Origin of the sequence: Tenacibaculum ovolyticum DSM 18103, from assembly GCF_000430545.1 — a bacterium.
GTDB classification, from domain to species: domain Bacteria; phylum Bacteroidota; class Bacteroidia; order Flavobacteriales; family Flavobacteriaceae; genus Polaribacter; species Polaribacter ovolyticus.
Map to the genome: position 1 here is coordinate 1 of NZ_AUMF01000015.1, position 26,024 is coordinate 26,024.

The window sequence follows — 26,024 nt, forward strand, 5'->3', positions numbered from 1 at the left end:
ACCAGGGTCTGGAATATTGAATCTAAAACAAGCATCTCTTAACGATAAAAACTCTTTATCAATTGTCTGTAAGACTTCTAACTTGAAAGTTGCTGAATAGCTCCTGTTATTCCTAGGTAATAACCCTTTTTCCCCTTGGGCTTTGTAAAAACCAACCCATTTACGAATGTTAGATTCATTTAGACCTTTTTGTTTAGAAACAGCTGCTGCTGAATAGTGTGATTCTAAAACTAATTTTACACATTCAAGTTTAAATGCATAATCATACTTGACTTTTCTGCCCATAAAAATACCCCCAAATAGTGTCTAACTTTTTGGGGGCAGTGTAAAATGCTTAGGTTTTTTTTATTTAATTTAGCCTTAAATTTATTTAGTTCCCTATGAAGACATTACATTTTTTAGTTATAGTTATTTTAAGTGCGTTTGTAATTTCTTGTAAATCAGAAACAGAGAAAACTACACCCCTTGTATATGAGTTTACAACAAATTTAATATTAGATGATATTAAAAAATTATCATCTGATGAATTTGAAGGTAGAAAGACATCTACTTTAGGAGCAACAAAAGCTAAAGATTACATAAAAGAACGTTTTAAAAAACTAAATGTAATACCACTTCTTGAAAATTTCGAACAATCTTTCTCTTTCACCCATGGAGAAAAAGACTATAGTGCAGTTAATGTTTTAGGCCTTATTAAAGGTACAGAGCATACAGATAAATATATTATATTATCTGCTCATTACGATCATCTAGGTATCATAAATGATAAAATATTTAATGGTGCTGATGATAATGCTTCAGGTGTTGCTGCCTTATTTGCATTTGCTGAATACTTTAAAACTCACCCTCCAAAACACAATGTTATATTGGCATCTTTTGATGCTGAAGAGTTAGGTTTAAAAGGAGCTTACCATTTTGCAGATAATTCGATAATTGATTTAAATAAGATTGTATTGAATTTAAATTTTGATATGATTTCTAGAAGTGATAGTAAAGAATTATATGCAGTAGGAACTAGATATTCTCAACCTCTTAAAGAAACGATATCTTCTTTTGATAACATAGACGGAGTTGAATTACTTATAGGTCATGAAGGTTTGGATAACTTAGATGATTGGACAAATTCTAGCGATCACGCTGCATTTCACAAAAAAAATATTCCTTTTATATATTTTGGTGTACCTGATCACAAGGATTATCATAAATCAACTGATGTTTATGAAAGCATAGATCAACAATTTACAATAAACGCTATTCAAACATTATTAAACGTTTTTACACAACTAGATGCTAAGAAACTGTAATATTAAAACATCTTAATGCGTTGTCATCAATCATAATAAACTCCACACAGATAAATATTGTGAATATATAGTAATACTGAATTAAATAAAGGTTTCTTATATATAATTAAAATCCCAAGTTTTCACTTGGGATTTTTTTTATTTAGAAGCGATTACATTTTTACCTGTTACAAACCCTTTTATTTTTAATGTCTTTCTTTTTGCTTTAGCATTTGAAACTACAGTAAACATTTTTGAAAATCCCCCTACTCGATTTGTATCATAAGAAACTTCAATTAATCCTTTTTGTCCAGGCATAATTGGTTTTTCTGGTTTTTTAGGTACAGCACATCCACAAGTAGATACAACTTGTGTAATAATTATAGGGGCATCACCAATATTAGTGAATTCAAATACTCTTTTCTTTTCTGAACCTTTCTCTATTTTTCCGTAATCAATAGATGCTGTTTCGAATTTGAATTCTTGAGCATTTACCGCAACTGCCATAAAAAATATAGTGGCTAATGTTAAAATTGTTTTCATGTATTCTGGTTTTTAGTATTAATTAATTTCTTTTTTTATTTTTTCTATCATTTCTAAAGCGTTTTTATCATTCGGCTTTAACTGTAAAACTTTATCATAATTATTTAATGCTTTATCATAGGCTCTAATTAAATAATAGGCTTCTCCTAAACTATCAAAAACATTGTATTTATACGGGTACATTTTAGTGTTCAATTCAAAAACAAAAAAGGCTTTACTAATGTTTTTAGATCTAAGTAATTTATACCCAAAAGTATTAAGTTCTCTACTACCCTTTGTAAATTCAACTAACGAAGCAATAAGTTCTTTTTCGTTTTTCTTTAATTCATCTAGCGTCTTATCAATCATTAATTTATTTAAATGTTCTGCAATCACATATTGTGGAGTATATTTTTTACCACTAGTAATTGTAAGTATATCGCGTTCAAAATCTTGCTTTGGATATTCAACAATTCTTGCTACTTCAATATTATTTTTATAAAAAATAAAAGTCGGAACTCTATGAATATTTAACCCTATTTCTTCTCCATTTGGTGATGCTTTATATGCTTCAGCCTTTCTATCAACACCAATCATTTCTAATCGATTTTCATCAAAACCTATTTCATCAATTACTTTATAGAATTTAGGAACTTCTCTTTTACTATCTCCACACCATGTGCCATAAAAAGCTTTAATCGAATAATTTTTTAGCGAGTCTTTTAGTTTGTTTATTATTTTGTCATTTGTAATGTATGCTTCATAATTATTTTGAAACCAAGAAAAATCTCGCTTTTTAAAAGCATTTTTATCTGTTTTCCCTAATAACATAAGTTTACCTTTACTGTCTTTCGTTGTTTTATTAATATGCTGTCCTACAACAATATTACTAATTAAAATAAGTAGAACTGTTATTGATATTTTCATGTGTTTTTATGGTTTTATTCAAATGTATGTCCTTTATGTTCTATAAAAAAAACAAACGGATATACTCCAAAAAAAGCTATATCAACTACAATTAATTGTTAAAAACAGTAATACATACTTTCTAAATGACCTTTGGTACTTAATATTTTGCTAAACCACCAAATTTTAGTTACTTACAATAACTATGATAAAACTTAATAGAAAATATAGCTCTCAGGTGCTTATTCACGTCCTTTTTTGGGTGTTATTCACATTTATATCACTATTTGTTTTTACGCGCTATTATTGGGCTGAAAATCCATTTTTACAGTATTTTTTCATACTTATTGTTCTTGTTTACACCAACAATCAAATTCTATTACCTTTTTTTGTAAAAAAAAGATGGTATATTCTTTATAGCTTAATTTTTTTGTTAATTTCATTTTTAGCAACACAATTGTATTGCAATGTTTTTGCTCGCTGCGGGTGTTCAATCATGAAATGTTTAAGTGATTATCTCTGGCAAACATTAACTCCGCTCTTATTTTTTTCATTTATATGGATGCTTTTTAGATATATTGATACAGCAGAGGAGGTAGAAAGAATACAGCAAGAAAGAACAGAAATGGAATTGAAATTTTTGAAATCACAGATAAATCCACATGTTTTATTTAACAACTTAAACACTATTTATTCATATTCAATTGAAAAACCAGCAAAAGCACCAGATTTAATTTTAAAACTATCAGATAATCTGAAACATGTTTTATATGAAAGTAATTCTGAAAAAGTAAGTATATCTAAAGAAATTCAATTTATAAACAACTATATTGTTTTTCATAAAATTAGAACTGAAGGTCTTAAAAAAATAAATTATAAGATTTCTACAGATAAAGAGAATTACAAAATAGCTCCATTGTTATTAGTTACCGTAATTGAAAATGCTTTTAAACATAGTACCATTAATAGTATTGTTACGATTAATATTACCGTAAAAGAAAATATACTAACTTGTGTTTGTGAAAATAATTTTAATGAAAAACCAGTAAAAAGCGAGAATGCTATTGGTTTAAAAAACCTTAAAAAACGATTGGATTTATTATATAAAAATAAATATGAATTAATTATTGATAAAACTACTGTTTTTAAAATATCACTATCCTTAAATTTACTATAAATGCTTATGACTTGTATTATTATAGAGGATGAACTTCCAGCACAAAATATTATAAAAAACTACATTCGAAAAATTCCTGATCTTGAGTTGGTAAATACTTTTCAAACTGCTATTAGTGCGAATACTTTTTTGAAAGACAACACTGTAGATACTATTTTTTTAGACATTAATTTACCTGATATTTCTGGGTTAGATTTTATAAAAACAATTAAAAATCCACCTAAAATAATTGTTACAACTGCCTATCCTGATTATGCTGTAAGTAGTTTTGAATTAGATACTATTGTTGATTATCTTGTTAAACCTTTTTCTTTTGACCGCTTTTTAAAAGCTACGTCAAAAGTTGAAAAACAATTAAATACTGAAACTTCTATAGAAAAAGAAATTATTTATATAAGTGTAGATAAAACTATACATAAACTCTATGTAGAAGATATTTTGTATTTAGAATCTGATAGAAATTATGTTACATTTTTTACCATTGATAAAAAACTAACAGTTATTGATTCTTTAAAAAAATGGAAAGACACTTTAAATGCGCATAAATTTGTACAAATACACAAATCATATATTATAAATATAAAACAGATAAGGAAGTTTACAGGTACAAGTCTGTTTATTAACAATGAAAAACTACCTATTGGTAGAACTTATAAGAAAACACTATTGGCTAATTTGAAAACTAGCCAATAGTGTTATTTATTCTCTATAATTTTATCATGTACTTTTGTTGGAATATTAGCATTCCATTCTGTTAATATATCAGTAGCTACACTTGCTCCACTACCAGCTGCTATTGCAAACTGGCTACGCCAACCTGCTAAAGTTCCACAAACATATAAATCTTTTTTAATTAAATGATTAAAATTACGTAGCTGAATTCTATCTTTCATAGCATTCGCCCTCATATGTGGTTCTATATATTGTTCTAATCCAGCAATTTCAAATGGCTTAGCGTAATTTAATGCTATAACAACTGTTTTACTATAGTACTCTTGTTTATTTGTAATTATTTTATAGCCATTCTCATTCTCTAAAACGGCTACAACCTTTTCATTCTCTATTTGAGATACACTAGGGTACTGACTTCTTAATTGTTCTTTTCCAGCAATTAAAATATCCTTACCTAATGTTCCTTCAGCTAATCCTAAAACATTATTAAACAAAGCGCTCTCTAGATGAGAAGTTCGTTGATGAATTAAAATACCCACTTTTTTATTTTTAGCGTATTCTTTTTTATGCGCAGAACCTATAACTAATGCACATTGCATACCCGAAACACCGCCACCGATAATTAAAACGTCAAAAATCATTTATGCTAATAATACTTTAATATTTTCTGCAAATAATCGTACTGCAATAGCTAATAAAATAACACCAAATATTTTTCTAATTATTTTAATTCCATTATTACCAATAAATTTTTCAATTTTTGGAGATGTTTTTAATACGATGTAGATAACTAATACGTTTAATAAAACTGCAATAATTATATTTGATATATGAAATTCTGCACGCAAAGATAAAAGTGTTGTTAAACTCCCTGGTCCTGCAATTAATGGAAATGCAAGCGGAAAAACTGTTGCCGTTAACGTTTCTTCGTCATCGTCATCTTTATATAAGGTAATTCCTAAAATCATTTCTAAGGCAATAAAAAATAAAATAAATGCACCTGCTACTGCAAAAGAATGTACATCAACACCTATTAAACCCAATAGTTGTTTACCAACAAATAAAAATAAAATCATTATAAAACCAGCAATAACTGATGCTTTTTCTGATTGTATGTGTCCTACTTTTTTACGGAGGTCAATAATAATAGGAATATTTCCAATAATATCAATTACCGCAAACAATACCATAAAGGCTGTTAAAATTTCTTTGAAGTTAAAATCCATAATATTTTGTTTTTCATGTGCTAAATTATATAAGTAATGTTACAATCTAGTATTTTTGCATCTAAATTTACGTGAAGTTTTTGTAAACTTCCAACTTAAACTATTTTTATGTTCCAATTAGGAAAAACTATTGTTTCAGAAGATATTATTGACAAAGACTTTGTTTGTAATATAGCCGCTTGTAAAGGTGCTTGTTGTATTGATGGTGATGCTGGTGCTCCATTAGAGAAAGAAGAAACAAAAATTTTAGAAGATATATATCCTAAAATTAAACCATTTCTTCGCAAAGAAGGTATTGCTGCTATCGAAAAACAAGGTACATGGATTACGAGTGATTTTGGAGAGCTAGAAACTCCTTTAATTGATGATGCTGATTGTGCTTATGTTATTTTTGATGAAAAACAAACTGCTTTATGCGCTATTGAGGAGGCATATAATCAAGGAATAGTTGATTGGAAAAAACCTGTTTCCTGTCATTTATACCCTGTTAGGGTTAAAGAATACAGTGAGTTTTCTGCTGTTAATTATGATAAATGGGAAATTTGTGATGATGCTTGTTCTTTAGGAAAAGAATTACAAGTGCCAGTTTATAAATTTGTAAAACAGGCGCTTATTAGAAAATTTGGACAGAATTGGTATGATGAATTAGAAATACTTGTTGAAAAAAGAAAGAAATAATTATAAGTAAAATAAAAAACGACGCTAAATAGCGTCGTTTTTTATTTTACTTATAATTATAGTGTTTTAATTAACACTAAAACTCCAAACTTGTCCTATAGATTTTGCTCCTGAATTATCAATTGTATTAATTTTCCAATAATATGTTTTTCCACTTTCTATGGTAACATTTTTTATTAAAACAGTTACATCACCTTCTAACAAAGTCAAATCTGTTGTTTCACCAAAATATACTTCATACTTTAATGTATCATTTGTATTAGAGTCTGCACCTTTCCATTTTAAATCTACAGATACAGTTCCTGCACCTAATGAAGCTTCATTTACGGGACTTACTATTTCTGCTGTAAATGGAACCGTATTTGTTTCTCCAACTCCTTTTGTATAAAAAGCATTTACTAAAGATACTTCCCCAGACTTACCCTTACCATCAATAGCTGTTACTCTCCAATAATAAGCAATTCCTTTATCTAAAGTAATAGATTTTGTTGAGGTGTTAGCCGTTTCTGTTTTTGTAACATTAGCCATTTCTCTGGTATCAGAAAATTCAATTTTATAACTAATATCATCATTATTCTCATCTGTAGCATCACTCCAATCAAAAGAGATCGTATTATCAATGCATAATAAATTTTGAGTAGGGTATATTAAATCTACTTTTGTTGGCGCATCATTAACAGGTTCTTTACTGCTAGTACCTCCACAAGAAATAAATAACGTAAGTGAAAATATTGCTATTGTTTTTATAACTTTTCTCATTATTTTAATATTTTAAAAGTATTTGTATTATCAGTTCCTATTTTTAGGATATAAATTCCAGAGTTAAAACCTCTAAATGGAATAGACAACTCATTTCCTTGCTTTTGAATTGTTTTTTGTAAAACAAGTTTTCCGCTAACATCAAAAACTTTTATACCTATATTAGAACTCATATCTGATGGCACTAATAAATCAATAGTATTACCTACTGGATTTCTTTTTAAGAAAACATTATCTATCATTGTCTTAAACACTCCTTCACAACTTTTGGCTGTTTTAACTTCTAAAACTCCACTTTTAGCAATCTTAACATTAAATGTAGATTGATTAAATGTGTTTATTAAACTTCCATTTAAATAAACATTATATGGTGCTGTTCCTGAATTTACATTAATTGTATAATCTTTAGATTGTTGATTCTTGGCTACTTTTAATGATACAGTATTTGCTTTTTTAATATTTATTTCAAAGCATTGTGTATAATTCTTATCATCAACCTTAACACAAATCTCGTAAGAAGCTGGTTTTAAATTTTCAAAAGTTAATGATGTTGTCGTTAGTTGTTTTGTTTCATCTTTTCCATCACCTTTTAAGGTTACAGTATAACTTACGAACGTTTCTTTTATGTTTACTGTTATCTTCCCATCATTCTCACCTACACAAGTTTCTGATATAGTTTGAATAGAAATATTGTTTGCTGTTAAATAACTAGTATCGCATACATCTCCTATTCCGTTTCCGTTAGTATCTTTCTGGTCTGAATTTTTAACATTAATACAATTATCTACATTATCCATAACACCATCGCTATCGGTATCCTGACAAGCATCTCCTATACCGTTACCGTCACTATCTTTTTGATCTGCATTTGGTGTTGTTAAACAGTTGTCAATAGAATCTATAACACCATCATTATCGCCATCTTGACAAACATCTCCAACTCCATTACCATCAGTATCTTTTTGATCTGGATTTGATATTGTAGGACAATTGTCTTTATCATCCATGATACCATCGTTATCACCATCTTGACAAACATCTCCAACTCCATTACCGTCTCTATCTTTCTGATCTGGATTAGCTACTGTTAAACAATTATCTATATTATCCATAACGCCATCGCCATCGGCATCTTGGCAAGCATCTCCTATACCATCACCATCACTATCTTTCTGATCTGGGTTTATTTTATTTACACAATTATCATTAATATCTAAAACACCATCACCATCGGTATCTTGACAAACATCACCTATTCCATTACCATCAACATCTGCTTGATCTGCATTGGCTGTTGTAGGGCAGTTATCGGTATCATTATTAACACCATCACCATCTGCATCTTCTGATGGGTTTAAAAAACTACCTGAAAATATTCCTCTACCATAAGTTGCTGCAAACACTACATTATCATTTCTTAAATCTAAATCTAAAACAGGTACATTACTCATTCCATTATCTGATCGTTTCCATGTTGGTGAACTAACATTAAAATTACTTGTTTTCCAAACACCTAAATCGGTACCAATGATTATTTCATTTTCATCATAAGGGTTTTGTATAATTGATTTAACAGGGATATCTGGTAAATCTCCTTCTTTATTCTCCCAAGTAACACCTCCGTCATTAGAATACCAAACACTTACAACGCCATAATTATGCATTGTAACGAAAATTTGATTTTCATTTTTCCCAAATTCTATATCAGAAATAGAACCAATAAAGCTAGATCCTGTAATTTCAGACCAAACTCCAGCATCAACATTAGCGTTTTCTACTTTTAATAACTTCCCATTTTTTAAACCTAAATAAAGCTTACTAGATGTTGTAGTATATGATGAAATTTTTAATGCAGATGGTGCACTATTCATTAACCCATTTGTTAAATCTTTTTTAGTAATTACACCTAACAAACTTGAATATCTTTTTACTATATGATTGTCTCCGCTAGAATAATTTGAATATAAAATATTTAAATTAGAATCTAACTCCTCTTGGTTAATAAAATCTCCATTAGAGCTTTCTTCCTCATTAACATCAATTCTGCTATTAGTAGCATAATTATAAAGACTTATAGATTGATTATATACATAATTAGTTATATAATATTTATCTGTTCCATCTGTATCAAAAAAACTTGCAGCACCATCACCACCACTAGCGCTGATCGAACTATTAATACCAGCTGTAGCTTCTCTTATTAATTGAGTACCGTTATCTTGTGCACCTGCTATAAAATATTCGGCACCATTAAATGCTGTTGTTGGTGCAACACCTACTGTATAGAATTGTAATGTATTATAATTTTTATTTCTTGCAGAAATGTTTGTTCCTGAATTATTTGAAAAATAAACACCTCCATCATTACTAAAAACCATTCTGTTAGATGATGCAAATGCTAATCCGTGTTGATCTGCATGCACATTTTGATAACCAAATCCTCCGTACCAATGTGATAATTGATTCCAGTTTGTACCTCCATCAGTAGTTTTAAATAAATCAATTCCACCAACATATAAAGTATTTTCATCATTCGGGTCTATTCTTAGTAATAAGTCATAAAATGCTTGCCCTCTTGTAAAATCAGTAGTATCAATACCGGTATCAGCATCATTTGGTAATGGTAAAGCAGTAATATTTGTAAAATTATCTACTGTTTTAAATATTTTTACTGGCGCTCCTGGTGTACTTGTCTGTGCCAAAACATATACCGTATTAGGGTTTGTTGGTGATACTGCTATTTCAGTTCTAACACCATCTGTTATTGTATGAACTTTATTAAATGTAGTTCCATTTGTGGATTTAAAGATAACGCCACCTCCATCATAAAATGTACTACTTCTTGTTGTACTCAAGTAAATAGAATTATCAGAAGCTATTTCCAAATTATTAGGTTCGTGTTCATTTCCTGCCGCTGTTTTAGGTATATTTAGTTGAGAAAAATTAATTCCGTCAACTGATTTATAAACACCAAAACTATCACCCCCTAAAGAAACACCTCCTGTATATCCTGATTCTCCTGCTGCAATATATACTTCTGATTTACCTGAATTATTTCTAACTATTAAATCATTAATATGTTGTATTCCTGACACAATAGTACTGTTTGTTGCACTACTATTTGTTTTACTTAACGTAGCACTAACAGTTCCTAAACCTAATTCGCTTATTATAGCATCTCCATCTTTTTTACTAATCATTACAGAAGGAATAGTTACACTTCCAGACCCATCTCCTGCTGCCATATTAAATGGATTCGTATTTTGATTATTAACAACTATTACTGCTACTGCACCTGCGTCTTGTGCGTTTTTAGCTTTTGCTGAAAAATTACATGTTCCTCTAACGATTACTGCAATTTTACCGGCTAAACTTGCTCCGTTCGTAACTGCTTCACAACCATCTTCATTTGGACTTGTGCCATCATTAACCAAAATTAAATCTTTTGTTATTGGAGCTGTTAAATCTCCTCCAAAAGTATTTGTTAACACAGTTACATAGTCACCAGAAATACTTGCAGGTGAGCTAATTGTTAATTTAGAATTTGTATCTAAAAAAGAAGCTTGGGTGGCACCTCCAAAAATTTTTGACCATGTATTTCCTCCGTCAACAGTTTTCCAAAGTCCGTCTCCATTTGCATCACCATTTACATACGACTCACCAGTACCTACATAAAATATTTTAGAATTATTTGGGTCAACAGCAATACAAGAAACGGCTAAGTTTTCTGGAATTCCTACACGAACCCATTTATTTGACGGATCAGATATTTTTGTATTTTTCCATAAACCTCCACTTACACCTCCTGCGAATACAGTTTCGTTAGTAGTATCATTAGGATCAAAAATTAATGCTCTTGTTCTTCCTCCTACATTATCGGGCCCTCTTTCTATCCAATTATTGTCTACTTCTCCTGGCGCCCTTTTATTTCCTTTACTTTTATTTAACTTTTCTCGAAGTTTTAAAATATTTTCTTGGTGAGTTCTTCCTGTAATTGGATTTATTTCACTCAAATATTTTTGTTCAAAAAACGCATTAGGTGGTAAACCTTGTGCTTTTCTTTCTTTTTTAGGAAGTTTTCCTATTTCTTGAAATGGGTGATTTTTTAAAAATTCAGCATGTTGATTTCTTAGTTTATTAACATCAGCATTTTTAGTATCTATTATTTTAAAGATACCGCCAACTATGGCTAATGGTATAAGTAAACCAAAAAAAAGTGTTTTTTTATTCATAGTAAAGTTATATATATTATTAAACAGTTTGTTTTAAAATGACCCTAACTCATTTAAAAACAAAAAGCAAAAATTATACTATTTCAATTAAATAATATTCCCTGTTAATTTTTTGTGAAGTCTTATTGCAAAACCATCTGACAAACCTGATACATAACTACAAATTTGCATTACTCTATCATACAATTCTTCTTTTTCTTGTTGATATTCTTTAGGAAGTAAGTTCAATACTAAAGTATCGTAATTAGATTGTGTTCCTTTAAATTTATTATTTAGCGCAGTAACAAAAACATCTAATAGATCGGCAATAATTTTATAGCCCGCTACTTCTTTTTCAACAACATCTTTACTACGATATATTTTTTCTATACTAATTTTAATTATATCGTTTATCTGCGCTTCATACTTACATTTATCTAATAACGAATTTTCAAAACTTCCGTTCAAAATGCTTTCTTCATTTTCTAAAAAAATAGCAACTGCCTCGTTAATTAGTACGCCTATTGCTAAAGCTCTTAAGTAGCTTATACGATCTTTTTTATATTTAAGCGAATGGTATTTTTGACTATCAATTGTATTTTTAACTAACTTAATCATGTATTCTAAAGCATAATCTTCATCTATTAAACCAAGATTAATTCCATCTTCAAAATCGATAATTGTATAACAAATATCATCAGCAGCTTCTACTAAATATGCTAATGGATGACGATAATATGAGATTCCATCACTTACTTTATTCTTTAAACCTAAATCATTTGCTACATCTAAGAAAGATGCTTTTTCTGATTGAAAAAAACCATATTTTTTATCAGCAATATGCTTGGTTGGTTTCTTTGGTAATGATTCTTTAGGATACTTCATAAATGCTCCTAAAGTTGCATACGATAAACGTAAACCTCCATCAGCCCCTTGATTACTCTCAGTTAAAATTTTAAAACCATTTGCATTTCCTTCAAAATCTATTAAGTCTTGGTATTCCTTTTCGGTAAGTTGCTCTTTATATTGAAGCCCCTTACCAGTTTTAAAATACTCCCCTATTGCTTTTTCTCCTGAATGCCCAAAAGGAGGGTTTCCTATATCATGTGTCACCGCTGCTGTTGCCACAATAGCTCCAAAATCATTAAAGGTATATCCTAATGCTTTAAGGTTTGGATGACGTTCTAACAATTCTTTACCAACTCTTCTTCCCAACGTTCTACCTACAACCGATACCTCTAAGCTATGTGTTAATCTGGTATGTACAAAATCCGTTTTAGAAAGTGGAATTACCTGTGTTTTGTCTTGAAGACTACGAAAAGCCGAAGAAAATATAATCCTATCAAAATCTACCTCAAACCCTAAACGAGTTTCATCTTGTTTTATGCGTTCTCGTTTTTGTGTATCTCCAAATCGTTTTAACGATAATAATTGCTCCCAGTTCATTCTATTACTATAAGTTTCGTCGAAAATACTAAAAAAGAAAAGTTTATAACCAATCTTGTTTTATTAATTCTTTGTTTCTAAGGGTAAATTCATAAGGCACTGAATTTTAAATAGTTGTTTTTATACAATATTGTATAAAAGAACCGTTTAATTATTGTATTATTATGTATTTTTGTGTATATTAATTCTTTCTAGAAGAATACGTATTTATTTTTATTACAAATTAAGTAATTATGGGAACAACCAGTTCAGTTGTTAATGAGTTTATAAAACTTGCAAAAAAAACGGATTACGAACTTACCAACATGAAGTTGATAAAGTTAATGTATATATCGCAAGGGCTTTCTTTGTCTCTTTTAGAGCGCCCATTATTTGAAAATGATGCTATTGAGGCATGGAAATTTGGCCCAGTAATACCAAGTGTATATCATGAATTTAAACATTTTAAATCGAGTCCTATTACAACGAATTCGGTAATGTTAGATGATGACAATTGGCAACAACTTTCTGAACCTACCTTAAAGAATGAAGAAGATCAGAAAATTGTACTATTAACATGGCAACTATACCGAGATATTACGGCAAAAGATTTAGTAGATTTAACCCATATGGCAGGAACTCCATGGAGTTTAACCTACAGGCCAGGTCATAATATTGTTATTAACAACAATCTTATAAAAAGGTATTATGATAGATTTATTATGAACTTAGATAAACAACTAAAGAGTGCGTAATAAATTAGACGAATTATTAGAAGAATCTAAGAATCTTCATGTTGATACTACTAAAAAAATAGATAAAAACACTGCCTTAACCGAACAAGAGGTTTACGACAGAGTACAAGATCGATATGAACGAAAAAAGTATGCTTTTAGAACCTACCTTTTTTTGTGTGGATTTACAAGTATTATCTTATTAATAATTATACTGTCTGGCTTTTCTAAAATAACTAGTTTTAACCTAAATGATAGTGTTTTAATTGCTTTAATTACCTCATCATTAGCAACTATTGTTGGTATTTTCATACTCGTTATGCGCTATTTATTTAAATAAAATTGCCCATTTCTATTTTTAAAACTCTTTAAAAGAAAAGCATAAGATTCATATATCACTCGTCGCATGCACACGAACATCTCTTTTCAACAAGTTTGATGAGTAGTGTTTTTCTAAATTTTTATAGCCTTTCCTTTAATAAAGAGTTCGCACTAAAAGGAATATTTTTATTGGTTGTAAATTATCATATAATAATATCTGCAATATTAATACGAAAAAAATATTTTTACAATACCCAATACCCCTAACTATTTAATAGGAGTACTCCTAATAAAATAGATATACCCCTATTTCTATTAACATTTACTTAACAAAAAAGAGAAGCTTTTCAGCTTCTCTTTTTCACTTTTTAATTTAATTGATGTAATTACAAATAAGAAAATCTAATTAACAGATTGCTTCACTTTGCTTGCAATAACATATTATCTTTTAAGAACCACACATTAAACAATCGTCATCTGGAGCTCCATTTTTAGAAGCATCAACCATTGCCTTAAACTCTGTAGCACTCATTGGCTCATCTTCTTCGATAACCTCAGCTTTCTTTTCAATATTTAACGTAAACTGTTTTGCGTTTACAGCAGATTTTGTACGTAAATAGTACATTCCTGTTTTTAAACCAGATTTCCAAGCGTAAAAATGCATAGATGTTAACTTTGCATAATCAGGATCTTTCATAAATAAGTTTAATGATTGAGATTGATCGATAAAGTATCCTCTATGGCGTGCCATATCGATAATATCTTTCATACTCATTTCCCAAACTGTTTTATATAAATCTTTTAATTCTTGTGGAATTGTTTCAATATGCTGAATAGATCCGTTTGCACGCATAATATCTTCTTTCATATTGTTATCCCACAAATTAAGCTCTACTAAGTCTTCTAATAAGTGTTTGTTTACAACAATAAACTCACCAGATAATACTCTACGCGTATAAATATTAGAGGTATATGGCTCAAAAGCTTCATTGTTTCCTAAAATTTGAGACGTTGATGCTGTAGGCATTGGTGCAACTAATAAAGAGTTACGAACACCATGTTCCATTACTTCTGTACGTAAAGAATTCCAATCCCAACGACCACTTAACTCTTCTTCTTTTACTCCCCACATATTGTGTTGAAATTCTCCTTGAGACATTGGAGAACCTTTAAATGTTGAATATGGCTCTTTTGCTTTTGCCATTTCCATTGATGAGGTTACTGATGCAAAGTATAAAGTTTCAAAAATTTCTTGATTCAACTTCTTAGCTTCTTCAGATGTAAAAGGCATACGTAACATAATAAATGCATCTGCCAATCCTTGAATTCCTAACCCTACAGGACGGTGACGTACATTAGAGTTTTCTGCTTCAACAACTGGATAAAAATTTCTATCAATTACCGTATCTAAATTTCTAATTACCTTTTTGGTTACCTTAAATAACTTATCGTGGTCAAAAAACTTATTTCCATTTTCATCTTCACCAACAAACATTGGTATTGCTATTGATGCTAAATTACATACAGCTACTTCATCTTTAGCTGTATATTCCATAATCTCAGTACATAAATTTGAAGAACGAATAGTTCCTAAATTTTTCTGATTTGATTTACGGTTAGCAGCATCTTTATATAACATGTACGGTGTACCTGTTTCAATTTGTGATTCTAAGATTTTTTCCCATAAATCACGCGCTTTAATCGTTTTTCTACCTTTTCCTGCAACCTCATAACTTGTGTACAAACGCTCAAACTCTTCACCATAAGTGTCAAATAAGTGCGGACATTCATGTGGACACATCAACGTCCAATCAGCATCATTTTGTACACGTTCCATAAATAAATCAGACATCCACATTGCGTAAAATAAATCACGCGCTCTCATTTCTTCTTTACCATGATTTTTCTTTAAATCAAGAAAATCAAAAATATCAGCATGCCAAGGCTCTAAATACATTGCAAAAGAACCTTTACGTTTTCCTCCTCCTTGATCTACATAACGTGCTGTATCATTAAACACCTTTAACATTGGTACAATACCATTTGATGTTCCGTTTGTACCGGCAATATAACTTCCTGTTGCACGAATATTATGTAAAGACAAACCAATACCTCCTGCAGATTGTGAAATCTTAGCAGTTTGTTTTAATGTATCGTAAATACCTTCAATACTATCATCTTGCATTTGTAATAAGAAACAAGACGACATTTGTGGTTTTGGGGTACCTGCATTAAATAACGTTGGCGTTGCATGGGTAAAATATTTTTTACTCATTAACTCGTATGTAGCGATTGCTTCGTCAATATCTTCTTTGTGAATACCTATAGACACACGCATTAACATGTGTTGTGGACGTTCTACAATATTACCGTTTAACTTCAATAGGTAAGAACGTTCTAATGTTTTAAAACCAAAATAATCATAGTTAAAATCACGATTATAAATAATAGTAGAATCTAATTTATCAGCATTTTTCATGATAATATCATATACATCATCTGCTAATAAAGGTGATTTTTTTTCTGTACGTGGATTTACATATTTATATAAATCAACCATCGTTTCAGAAAACGATTTTTTGGTGTTTTTATGTAAGTTAGATACGGCTATTCTTGCTGCTAATTTAGCATAATCAGGGTGTGCTGTAGTCATAGTTGCAGCTACTTCTGCTGCTAAATTATCTAACTCTGAAGTTGTTACTCCATCATATAAACCTTCAATAACACGCATTGCTACCTTTACAGGATCAACAATTTGGTTTAAACCATAGCACATCTTTTTAATTCTTGCTGTGATTTTATCAAACATCACAGGCTCTTTTCTACCATCTCTTTTTGCTACATACATATTATTACTATTGGTTTTTAATTTGGTTCATAGAGTCACTGAAGCATTACACTTATAGTGATTCATACATATTTAATTAATTTTGTTTCTTTTTGAAACGATTATTGACACTAAAGCACAAATATGCTTTAGCTAATTTTACCGCATGTAGGGGAAAGCAGTATTTTTTCTTTATTATTTAAAAGTCAGCATCAAAGCTAATGTCTCCTGTACCTCCAGATGACACTCCTGCTTTTTGATACTCAGAAACTCTTTTTTCGAAGAAATTTGTTTTTCCTTCAAGTGAAATCATTTCCATAAAATCAAATGGATTCGTAGAATTATATTCTTTTTCACAACTAAATTCTAATAATAATCTATCGGTTACGTATTCTAAATACTGTGTCATTAATTTAGCATTCATACCAATTAAACTTACAGGTAAAGATTCTGTAATAAATTCTCTTTCAATGGTAAGTGCATCAATAATAATTTCACGAATACGGTCTTTTGGTACTTTATTTACAATGTGATGGTTATGTAAATGCACAGCAAAATCACAGTGCATTCCTTCATCACGAGAAATTAACTCGTTAGAAAACGCTAATCCAGGTAATAAACCTCTTTTCTTTAACCAAAAAATAGAACAAAATGAACCAGAGAAGAAAATACCTTCTACTGCTGCAAAAGCAATTAATCGTTCAGCAAACGAATCAGATTCGATCCACTTTAATGCCCAATCAGCTTTCTTTTTAATTGCAGGAAAAACTTCAATAGCTTTAAACAACCTATCTTTTTCTACATCATCTTTTACATAGGTATCTATTAATAAAGAATAAGTTTCTGAATGAATATTCTCCATCATTATTTGAAAACCATAAAAGAATTTTGCTTCAGAATATTGAACTTCATTTACAAAATTTTCAGCTAAATTTTCATTAACAATACCATCAGAAGCCGCAAAAAAAGCTAAAATATGCTTAATAAAATAACGCTCATCATCAGTTAATTTAGTATTCCAATCTGTAATATCTACCGATAAATCAATTTCTTCAGCAGTCCAGATACATGCTTGCTGTTTTTTATACCATTCCCATAAATCATCATGTTGAATTGGAAAAATTACAAATCTATCTTTGTTTTCTTGTAAAATCGGTTCGATGGCAGCCATTATTATTTTTGTGCTAAATTTTGTTTATTATTTTGTTTTCTTAGGGGTTAACAAAGATTCAAAAAATTGCTAAAAACTGAAAGCCTTACTTATTCACAAATCCCTTGAAGTTTTCAACAAATTGAAAAAAAAAATAAAATAGCGTCTTTTTAACAAAATAGTAATTCACTAAAAAACAACACCTTAAAAACTAAAAATAAGCTTGAGTAGTGATAATCACTGAGTTTCTTATTTTACTTTTTTCACATAAAAAAAGTGACACTTTCGCATCACTTTTATAAACTGTTTTAAAGGCTATTTTTCAACCTTTAAAACATCTTTAATAATTTCCTCAATTTGTTTTTGTGGTAATGCACCATTTGCCATTTGAGGTTGCTCGCCTGCTTTACAAAATAACATTGAAGGAATGCTACGAATTCCGAAAGCAGCTGATAATTCTTGTTCTGCTTCAGTATCTACTTTATAAATATCTATTTTACCCTCATACTCCTCACTTAACTTTTCTAAAACCGGAGCCAATGCTTTACAAGGGCCACACCAATCTGCATAAAAGTCAATCAACGCAGGTTTATCTCCTTCAAATTTCCATTCTTTATTTACTTCAAAATTAAATACTTTTTCTAAAAAAGTTGCTTTAGTTAAATTTTCTGTCATTCTATTTTTTATTATTTACTTGAAAATTTTTCAAGTATAAAGGTAGTCGTTTTTCTTTGTTAAAGATTACACTAATCATTGCTTAGTGTTAAATTCATCTTAAAAAGAGTGTTGTCATTCATTTTTCTTATAACTTTGAAAGAATTAACTAATTCTTACATTATGAAAAAAATCCTTTTTTCTATTCTTTTTACAAGTACCATTTTAGTCTCTTGTAAAAAAGAAACGCAAATTAAAAAAAACACAACCGTGAAATACCCTGAAACATCTAAAAAACCTGTTGTAGATGACTATTTTGGAACAAAAATAACCGACAACTATCGTTGGTTAGAAGATGATAAAAGCACAGAAACTGAAAACTGGGTAAAAGCTGAAAATGGAGTTACTTTCGATTATTTAAGTAAAATTCCTTACCGTGAACAGTTAAAAAGTCGCTTATCAGAATTATGGAACTATGAAAAAATAGGTACTCCTTTTAAAGAAGGTGATTATACTTATTTTTATAAAAATAACGGATTGCAAAATCAATATGTTTTATATAGAAAAGACAAAGGAGGTAAAGAAGAAGTTTTCTTAGATCCTAATACTTTTTCTGAAGATGCAACTACATCTCTTGGTGGTATTAATTTTACAAAAGATGGTAAAATTGTAGCATACTCTATTTCTGAAGGTGGAAGTGACTGGAGAAAGATTATTGTTATGAATACCCAAGATAAAGAAATTATTGGCGATACTTTAATTGATGTAAAATTTTCTGGAATTTCTTGGAAAGGAAACGAAGGATTTTACTATTCTAGTTATGATAAACCCGAAGGAAGTGAACTTTCTGCAAAAACAGATCAACACAAATTATATTATCATAAACTAGGAACAAAGCAAAGTGATGATGCTATTATTTTTGGTGCAACAGCTGAAGAAAAAAACAGATATGTTGGTGGTTCTTTAACTGAAGATGATAAATATTTAGTTATCTCTGCTTCTACTTCAACCTCAGGAAACAAGTTATTTTTAAAAGACTTAACAAAACCTAACAGTAAATTAGTTACTGTTATAGATAACTACGACAGTGATACTTACGTAATTGATAATCGTGATGATAAATTATACTTAGTCACTAACCTAAACGCTCCTAACAAAAAAATTGTTACTGTAGATGCTAAAAATCCAACTTCAGAAAACTGGAAAGATTTTATTGCTGAAACTGAAAATGTTTTATCACCATCAACTGGTGCAGGATATTTCTTTACAGAATACATGGTAGATGCTGTTTCTAAGGTTTTACAATATGATTTTAATGGAAAATTAGTTCGTGAAGTAAAATTACCTGGCGTAGGTGCTTCTGGTGGTTTTGGTGGAAAAACAACAGCTAAAGAACTTTACTTTTCTTTTACCAATTACAATACACCTAGTTCTTCTTATAAATTCAATCCAGAAGACGGAACGTATGCCACTTACTGGAAACCTGCTATTTCTTTTAATTCTGACGATTACGAAAGTAAACAAGTTTTTTACGCTTCTAAAGACGGAACAAAAGTACCAATGATTATCACCTATAAAAAGGGATTAGAACTAAATGGTAAAAACCCAACAATTTTATATGGTTATGGAGGATTTAATGTTTCACTAACTCCGTCATTTAGCATTGCAAACGCTGTTTGGATGGAACAAGGTGGTGTATATGCTGTACCTAATTTACGTGGTGGTGGTGAATACGGTAAAAAATGGCATGATGCAGGAACTCAATTAAAAAAACAAAATGTATTTGACGATTTTATTGCTGCTGCTGAATATTTAATCAAAGAAAACTACACTACATCTAATTATTTAGCTGTTCGTGGTGGCTCTAACGGTGGTTTATTAGTAGGTGCAACAATGACACAACGACCAGATTTAATGAAAGTTGCATTACCTGCCGTAGGTGTTTTAGATATGTTACGTTATCATACCTTTACTGCTGGAGCTGGTTGGGCGTATGATTACGGAACCGCTGAACAAAGCAAAGAAATGTTTAATTATTTAAAAGGATATTCTCCTGTACATAATGTTAAAAATGTAGCATACCCAGCAACAATGGTTACTACTGGTGATCATGATGATCGTGTGGTACCAGCGCATAGTTTTAAATTTGCTGCTGAATTACAAGACAAACAACAAGGAGAAAACCCAGTATTGATTCGTATCGAAACAAATGCAGGTCACGGAGCAGGAACACCTGTAGCTAAAACTATAGAGCAATATGCTGATATATTTGGATTTACATTATATAATATGGGTTTCGAGCAATTACCAAATCCACCAAAATCGAAAATTAAGAGTTAAAGTGTAACATTTTACATAAAAAACACTCTTATTATATTACTAGTCATTAAATAAACCCATTAAAAATGAAAACCTTTCAAAAAATGTTGTTTACCACTGCTGTTGCTTCTTTAGCAATTGCTTCGTGTAAAACAGAGAAAAAAACAGCGCCAAAACCTGAAGAAAAAGTTCAGGGAATTATTTTAGAAAACATGGATACTTCTGTAAAACCTACAGATGATTTTTTTAGACATGTAAACGGAACTTGGATGGATAAAACCGAGATTCCTGCAGACAGAACTTCTTGGGGTGGTTTTGGTGAACTTCGTAAAAAAACAGATGATGATGTTTTAATAATCTTAAATAAAGCTATTGAAGAAGGTAATTTCCCTAAAGTAAAAGACGCTAAAGGAAATGAAATAGATTCAGATCAAGAAAAGGCAGTAAATTATTACGAAAGTATTATGGATACTGTTTCTCGTAATAAGCAAGGTATTGCACCAATTAAACCTTACTTAGCTAAAGTTAATGATATAAAAACAAAAGAAGATATTGAAACATATTTAACGAACATGGCACCTTATGGTGGTGGTGGTTTTTATGGCTTTGGTGTTTACAACGACTTAAAAAACAGTAGTATGAATGCTGGTTATTTAGGTGGTGGTAGTCTTGGTTTATCTAGAGATTATTATGTTGACGAGAAAGTAAAAGATAAACTTGAAAAGTACCAAGAGTTTATTGCTAAAATGTTAATGAAATTTGGTGATGACGAAGCTACAGCTAAGAAAAATGCTGCAACTATTGTCGCTTTTGAAACAAGTTTAGCAAAACCAATGATGACCAAAGAAGAGCGAAGAGATACTCGTAAAATGTACAACCCAATGACAGTTGCTGAACTTCAAAAATTAGCTCCAGCAATTAACTGGGACGCACATTTAAAAGGTATTGGTGTTAACAATGTTGAAAAAATAATTGTTACCGACCCTGGTTATTTCGAAGCAATGAGTAAAATTTTTAAAGCTAGTTCTGTTGATGATATAAAACTAGTATTACGTTGGAATACGATTAATAACTCATTAGGTTATTTAAGTACCGATTTAGAAACTGCAAATTGGGAGTTTTATAGCAAAACAATGCGTGGAGCTAAACAACAACGTGCAAGAGATGAACGTGCTTTAGGAAACTTAAACGGTGCCATTGGTGAAGCTTTAGGTAAATTATATGTTGATGCTAAGTTTCCGCCAGAAGCGAAAGCAAAAGCTGAAGAAATGATTGATAATGTAATGTTAGGTTTCGAAAAGCGTATTGCACAATTACCTTGGATGAGTGAAGAAACTAAGGAAAAAGCGTTAGCTAAATTACATAAGTTAACAGTTAAAATCGCGTATCCAGATAAATGGAAAGATTATTCTGAATTACAAGTAAAAGGTTTAAAAAATGGGGGAACTTATTTTGAAAACGCAATAAACGTTACCAAATGGAACTATAATAAAAATATGGCTAAATTAGGTAAGAAAGTTGACAGAACTGAATGGGGAATGTCTCCACAAACTGTAAATGCATACTTTAACCCAGTAAATAACGAAATTGTTTTTCCTGCAGCAATTTTACAACCTCCTTTTTATAATTATAAAGCTGATGAAGCTGTAAATTATGGTGGTATTGGTGCTGTTATTGGTCATGAAATTTCTCATAGTTTTGATGATTCAGGTGCTCGTTTTGATGGTGATGGAAATTTAAAAAACTGGTGGACTGAAGATGATTCTAAAAAGTTTAAAACTATTGGTGATAAATTAGTAAAACAATACAGTGATATTATTGCTATTGATAGTATGCATTTAAACGGTGAATATACTTTAGGTGAAAATATTGGAGATTTAGGTGGTGTGCAAGCTGCTTACGAAGGTTTACAGATTTACTTAAACAAGAATGGAAACCCTGGTGAAATTGATGGCTATACTGCTAACCAACGTTTTTTCCTTTCTTGGGGAACTATTTGGAGAACTAAAATGCGTGATGAGGCTTTAAAAAACTTAATCATGACAAATACTCATGCTCCTGGTCAATACAGAGCATATATGCCTCTTAAAAACGTAGATGCATTTTATGATGCATTTAGTGTTAAAGAAGGTGATAAAATGTACTTAAAACCAGAAGAAAGAGTACGAATCTGGTAAAATTATAATAGTTTTTAGCATGATTCTCTTTTTAGAAAATTATTTTAAAAAACAAAAACCGACACAAATGTGTCGGTTTTTTTTATACTCTTTCTTTTTAATCATTCAGTGCTATACAATTAAAGCCATCTTTTTCAACTTTGGTAATAATATCATATTCATTAATAAAATCTGTAGTCTCAATTCGTAAAACATTATCAATATCTTCAAGATCTATTGACACGTTTATAATGTTATTATCTTGGTTAAATAACCTATAAATAGACCTTACTTTATCTTCTGTATCTATATTTGTACCGTAAATAAATAATTTCATAATTTATTACTCTTTAATATCTGTACTAGTATTTTCATTTATTTGTTCTACAAACTTCTCATACGCTTCACTACCTTCTTCTTTCCAAAATTTTTCATAATGTTGCCAATCAGAAAATTTGTTTTTAAACTTCTTCTTATCATACTTTTTTGAGGAACAATCTGATTTTTGCTTCCCTCCACATCCACTAGAGCTAAGTAAAATTTTAGATAAAATAAACAATCCTACCGCTTGCCAATAACTAATAGTTGGTAAACAAAAAATTTCTGGCATTAAAGTATTCCATAACCACATAATTACATACCCAAACAGTACAGCTAATCCAATTACAGCTATAACCCCAAAAACTATTCTTCCAACAAACACCCCTAAAGACTCACCTTTAACTCTTTCTTTAAATAAATTTTCCATTTTATTTCTATTTTTTATATTCTATTTTTTTTAGTAAAATTCCTAATGCTCTATGCCTTCTCGACATTAATGTTCCTATCGGTACTCCAGATTCTTCTGATAATTCATTATAAGTGTACCCTCCAAAATCTATTGCTAAAATTATTTCTTTATAAATAGGTTTTAAATTCATCATCCTTAATTTAATCTCTTCCTTCATTGAATCAGAATAAATTTCACCCGAAGTTTCATACAAAACCTCTGTAAGCTCTCCTAACTTTAGTTCATCAACATCTTTATTAGATTCACTATATTTATTTTTCCTCATCCTATCAATAATTTTGTTTCTTAATGATCGGTATACGAAACCTGCTACATTATTTATAGGAGAATATCCATTTACTCCTGAAAACAATTTAAGTGCAACATCTTGAATAATATCTTCTGCATCTTGATTAATACTTTGTTTTATTTTTGATCCAACATAAGATTTAAGAACATGATATTCTTTATCAAAAAAAGCTTTTAATTTTTTATTATTTTCTGATTTATGGTTCATTTACAAGCTTTTTAATCGCTCTTCAATTATAAAGACGTAGTATTTATAATCCTATTGCATTTTTTTCTGTTTTTTATAAAATAAATTTAAAAATGAACATATAAGCCTCTAAAATATTAAAAATCATCCTTCAATATTAAGATGCATTATTTTACGACTTTACTTATTTTTGCTGCATGCTAAAAGTTAACAACGTTTCTTTTTCTTACAATACTAACAAATCAGTATTAAAAAATATAAATTTCACCTTACAAAAAGGCGAGAATTTATGTATTATGGGAGAAAGTGGTTGTGGGAAATCTACATTATTAAAAGCCATTTATGGGCTATTAGATTTAAATGAAGGAACGTTATTTTGGAATGACTTTCAAATTTTAGGTCCTGCACATTACTTAGTACCTGGAATGGATTTTTTTAAATATGTTGCTCAAGATTTCGATTTAATGCCTTTTACTTCTGTAAGTGAAAATATTAAAAAATTCTTATCTCGATTTTATCCTGAAGAAGCACAAAAAAGAACAACCGAATTATTAGAGGTTATTGAAATGACCAATTTTGCGAATGAAAAAGTTAAAAATTTAAGTGGTGGACAAAAACAACGTGTTGCCATTGCTCGTGCTTTGGCAAAAGAACCTGAATTGTTATTATTAGACGAACCTTTTAGCCAGATAGATAATTTTAAAAAAAACTCATTACGTAGAAACTTATTCACCTATTTAAAAAAGAAAAATATTGCTTGTATTGTAGCTACTCATGATGGTGGTGATGCACTTTCATTTGCAAATAAAATGATTGTTATTAAGAATAATCAGGTAATTTCTGAAGACACACCAGAAAACTTATATAAAAACCCTAAAGAAAAATACATTGCTTCTTTGTTTGATGATGTAAATGAAATTATAATAAATAGAACGCAAGTATTATTATATCCACATCAAATAAAAATTATTCAAAATTCTAATGAAAAAGCACTTGTTAAAAACAGCTATTTTAGAGGTGATTATTGGTTGATTGAAGCTGAATATAATAATCAAGTAATTTTTTTAAAGCACCCATTCATTATTAATACAAAAGAAATTGTTTCATTAAAATTTAATAAAACAATTTAAAACATACGCCCTTTTTTTACTCACAAACTAATTCTATATAAAAAAAGCACTTCTATCTGGAATGATAAAAGTGCATTATATGTCTTCCTCTTCATGAAGGGCATAACAATCTTCACAAGTATTAAACAGTTACCTTAAACTATACCCTACCTTTTTAATTAAAAAATTTCCTTTATTGTTTGTTTTATCATATTAAAAACAAAAGTATCTCCTTCTTTTTTACCTAACAATACTCTTCCTATTGGTGAAGAAACTGAAATAGCAAAGTAATTTTCATTATTAACAATTAGTTGCCCTGCACTGATACTTAAAAAAAATGAGGCTTTTGTTGTTTTTATAACACATCCTATGTGTGCAATCTCAGAACTTCTTTTTAAATTAATTTTAGAAAGAGTTTCTTTCATTTTTACAACTCCATTAAGCTGTTGCCCTGCTTTCTCCATTTCCAATTGTAACATTGCACGCCCTGTTTCATGCTTATCTCCTGCCGAACTTTTTGTTTCAGACTGTAACGCTTTTTGATTTGATGAAATTATTTCTTCAATCGTTTGTAAACGATTGTTTACATAAGTAACACATTGTTTATACAACTCTTCTTTTACCATCATC

General features: G+C 29.8%; 24 protein-coding genes. 9 read left to right on the forward strand and 15 right to left on the reverse strand.

The window, feature by feature from the left end:
• A partial coding sequence (locus H518_RS0105140) for a transposase (protein WP_028888075.1) occupies nucleotides 1-285 on the reverse strand: 285 nt, incomplete at its 3' end.
• Nucleotides 286-380: 95 nt separating this feature from the next.
• Here H518_RS0105140 and H518_RS0105145 point away from each other — a divergent pair.
• Nucleotides 381-1,304, forward strand: a complete 924-nt coding sequence (locus H518_RS0105145; RefSeq protein WP_028888076.1) for a M28 family peptidase — start codon at nucleotides 381-383, stop codon at nucleotides 1,302-1,304.
• Nucleotides 1,305-1,442: 138 nt separating this feature from the next.
• On the opposite strand, the gene H518_RS0105150 is transcribed toward H518_RS0105145, so the two are convergent.
• Together H518_RS0105150 and H518_RS0105155 are read right to left on the reverse strand one after the other, a co-directional pair.
• Complete coding sequence (locus tag H518_RS0105150; RefSeq protein WP_028888077.1) at nucleotides 1,443-1,826, reverse strand: DUF1573 domain-containing protein; 384 nt, start codon at nucleotides 1,824-1,826, stop codon at nucleotides 1,443-1,445.
• Nucleotides 1,827-1,844: 18 nt separating this feature from the next.
• Entirely contained in the window at nucleotides 1,845-2,732 is an 888-nt protein-coding gene (locus tag H518_RS0105155; RefSeq protein WP_028888078.1) for a hypothetical protein, read from the reverse strand.
• Between the two features lie 541 nt (nucleotides 2,733-3,273).
• Between H518_RS0105155 and H518_RS21400 the strand changes: the two genes are divergently transcribed.
• Both H518_RS21400 and H518_RS0105165 read left to right on the forward strand, forming a co-directional pair.
• Nucleotides 3,274-3,888 (forward strand): sensor histidine kinase, encoded by a 615-nt coding sequence (locus H518_RS21400; RefSeq protein WP_240472494.1) that lies wholly within the window; start codon nucleotides 3,274-3,276, stop codon nucleotides 3,886-3,888.
• A 6-nt stretch (nucleotides 3,889-3,894) separates the two neighbouring features.
• Nucleotides 3,895-4,581 carry a LytR/AlgR family response regulator transcription factor gene (locus H518_RS0105165; RefSeq protein ID WP_028888080.1) on the forward strand — a complete coding sequence of 229 codons (687 nt, stop codon included), beginning with the start codon at nucleotides 3,895-3,897 and terminating at the stop codon, nucleotides 4,579-4,581.
• Between the two features lie 2 nt (nucleotides 4,582-4,583).
• Here the strand turns inward: H518_RS0105165 and H518_RS0105170 are convergent, their stop codons facing one another.
• Nucleotides 4,584-5,201 carry a BaiN/RdsA family NAD(P)/FAD-dependent oxidoreductase gene (locus H518_RS0105170; RefSeq protein WP_028888081.1) on the reverse strand — a complete coding sequence of 206 codons (618 nt, stop codon included), beginning with the start codon at nucleotides 5,199-5,201 and terminating at the stop codon, nucleotides 4,584-4,586.
• Entirely contained in the window at nucleotides 5,202-5,786 is a 585-nt protein-coding gene (locus H518_RS0105175) for a MarC family protein (RefSeq protein ID WP_028888082.1), read from the reverse strand. It lies immediately after the preceding gene.
• A gap of 108 nt (nucleotides 5,787-5,894) precedes the next feature.
• On the opposite strand from H518_RS0105175, the gene H518_RS0105180 reads away from it, so the two are divergent.
• The gene (locus tag H518_RS0105180) at nucleotides 5,895-6,464 is read left to right on the forward strand and encodes a DUF3109 family protein (RefSeq protein WP_028888083.1); all 570 of its coding nucleotides are present in this window, start codon (nucleotides 5,895-5,897) and stop codon (nucleotides 6,462-6,464) included.
• Between the two features lie 66 nt (nucleotides 6,465-6,530).
• On the opposite strand, the gene H518_RS0105185 is transcribed toward H518_RS0105180, so the two are convergent.
• From H518_RS0105185 to H518_RS0105195, 3 genes are all read right to left on the reverse strand, one after another.
• Nucleotides 6,531-7,223 (reverse strand): fibronectin type III domain-containing protein, encoded by a 693-nt coding sequence (locus H518_RS0105185; RefSeq protein ID WP_028888084.1) that lies wholly within the window; start codon nucleotides 7,221-7,223, stop codon nucleotides 6,531-6,533.
• Entirely contained in the window at nucleotides 7,223-11,455 is a 4,233-nt protein-coding gene (locus H518_RS20405) for a thrombospondin type 3 repeat-containing protein (RefSeq protein ID WP_051263669.1), read from the reverse strand. Before H518_RS20405 ends, H518_RS0105185 begins: the two co-directional genes overlap by 1 nt.
• An 87-nt stretch (nucleotides 11,456-11,542) precedes the next feature.
• Complete coding sequence (locus tag H518_RS0105195; protein ID WP_028888085.1) at nucleotides 11,543-12,880, reverse strand: deoxyguanosinetriphosphate triphosphohydrolase; 1,338 nt, start codon at nucleotides 12,878-12,880, stop codon at nucleotides 11,543-11,545.
• Nucleotides 12,881-13,113: 233 nt separating this feature from the next.
• Here H518_RS0105195 and H518_RS19270 point away from each other — a divergent pair, with 233 nt between their 5' ends.
• Both H518_RS19270 and H518_RS0105205 read left to right on the forward strand, forming a co-directional pair.
• Complete coding sequence (locus tag H518_RS19270) at nucleotides 13,114-13,614, forward strand: Panacea domain-containing protein (protein WP_051263670.1); 501 nt, start codon at nucleotides 13,114-13,116, stop codon at nucleotides 13,612-13,614.
• Nucleotides 13,607-13,933 (forward strand): hypothetical protein, encoded by a 327-nt coding sequence (locus H518_RS0105205; protein WP_028888086.1) that lies wholly within the window; start codon nucleotides 13,607-13,609, stop codon nucleotides 13,931-13,933. The genes H518_RS19270 and H518_RS0105205 overlap by 8 nt, the downstream gene beginning before the upstream one ends.
• 429 nt (nucleotides 13,934-14,362) lie before the next feature.
• Here H518_RS0105205 and H518_RS0105210 read toward each other — a convergent pair whose 3' ends face one another.
• The 3 genes from H518_RS0105210 to trxA all read right to left on the reverse strand — a co-directional run bounded on the left by H518_RS0105210 (nucleotide 14,363) and on the right by trxA (nucleotide 18,566).
• Entirely contained in the window at nucleotides 14,363-16,762 is a 2,400-nt protein-coding gene (locus H518_RS0105210; protein WP_028888087.1) for a ribonucleoside-diphosphate reductase subunit alpha, read from the reverse strand.
• Nucleotides 16,763-16,940: 178 nt separating this feature from the next.
• Nucleotides 16,941-17,912: a ribonucleotide-diphosphate reductase subunit beta gene (locus tag H518_RS0105215; RefSeq protein WP_028888088.1), complete on the reverse strand. Its 972-nt coding sequence runs from the start codon at nucleotides 17,910-17,912 to the stop codon at nucleotides 16,941-16,943.
• Nucleotides 17,913-18,206: 294 nt separating this feature from the next.
• Nucleotides 18,207-18,566 carry a thioredoxin gene (gene trxA / locus H518_RS0105220; RefSeq protein ID WP_028888089.1) on the reverse strand — a complete coding sequence of 120 codons (360 nt, stop codon included), beginning with the start codon at nucleotides 18,564-18,566 and terminating at the stop codon, nucleotides 18,207-18,209.
• 162 nt (nucleotides 18,567-18,728) lie between these two features.
• Here trxA and H518_RS0105225 point away from each other — a divergent pair, with 162 nt between their 5' ends.
• Together H518_RS0105225 and H518_RS0105230 are read left to right on the forward strand one after the other, a co-directional pair.
• Complete coding sequence (locus tag H518_RS0105225) at nucleotides 18,729-20,885, forward strand: prolyl oligopeptidase family serine peptidase (RefSeq protein ID WP_028888090.1); 2,157 nt, start codon at nucleotides 18,729-18,731, stop codon at nucleotides 20,883-20,885.
• 65 nt (nucleotides 20,886-20,950) lie between these two features.
• Nucleotides 20,951-23,041 carry a M13 family metallopeptidase gene (locus H518_RS0105230; RefSeq protein WP_028888091.1) on the forward strand — a complete coding sequence of 697 codons (2,091 nt, stop codon included), beginning with the start codon at nucleotides 20,951-20,953 and terminating at the stop codon, nucleotides 23,039-23,041.
• 97 nt (nucleotides 23,042-23,138) lie between these two features.
• Here the strand turns inward: H518_RS0105230 and H518_RS0105235 are convergent, their stop codons facing one another.
• Genes H518_RS0105235 through H518_RS0105245 form a run of 3 tightly spaced genes read right to left on the reverse strand, consistent with a single transcriptional unit; the run spans nucleotide 23,139 to nucleotide 24,306 of the window.
• A complete protein-coding gene (locus H518_RS0105235; RefSeq protein ID WP_028888092.1) occupies nucleotides 23,139-23,357 on the reverse strand; it encodes a hypothetical protein in 219 nt (72 codons plus the stop codon).
• A gap of 6 nt (nucleotides 23,358-23,363) precedes the next feature.
• Nucleotides 23,364-23,768, reverse strand: coding sequence for a hypothetical protein (locus H518_RS19275; protein ID WP_043706538.1), 405 nt, complete (start codon nucleotides 23,766-23,768; stop codon nucleotides 23,364-23,366).
• Nucleotides 23,769-23,775: 7 nt separating this feature from the next.
• Nucleotides 23,776-24,306, reverse strand: a complete 531-nt coding sequence (locus H518_RS0105245) for an RNA polymerase sigma factor (RefSeq protein ID WP_028888093.1) — start codon at nucleotides 24,304-24,306, stop codon at nucleotides 23,776-23,778.
• 176 nt (nucleotides 24,307-24,482) lie between these two features.
• On the opposite strand from H518_RS0105245, the gene H518_RS0105250 reads away from it, so the two are divergent.
• Nucleotides 24,483-25,415 carry an ABC transporter ATP-binding protein gene (locus tag H518_RS0105250; protein WP_028888094.1) on the forward strand — a complete coding sequence of 311 codons (933 nt, stop codon included), beginning with the start codon at nucleotides 24,483-24,485 and terminating at the stop codon, nucleotides 25,413-25,415.
• A 158-nt stretch (nucleotides 25,416-25,573) separates the two neighbouring features.
• Here the strand turns inward: H518_RS0105250 and H518_RS0105255 are convergent, their stop codons facing one another.
• Nucleotides 25,574-26,023: a GreA/GreB family elongation factor gene (locus H518_RS0105255; RefSeq protein WP_028888095.1), complete on the reverse strand. Its 450-nt coding sequence runs from the start codon at nucleotides 26,021-26,023 to the stop codon at nucleotides 25,574-25,576.
• Between the last annotated feature and the right edge of the window lies 1 nt (nucleotide 26,024).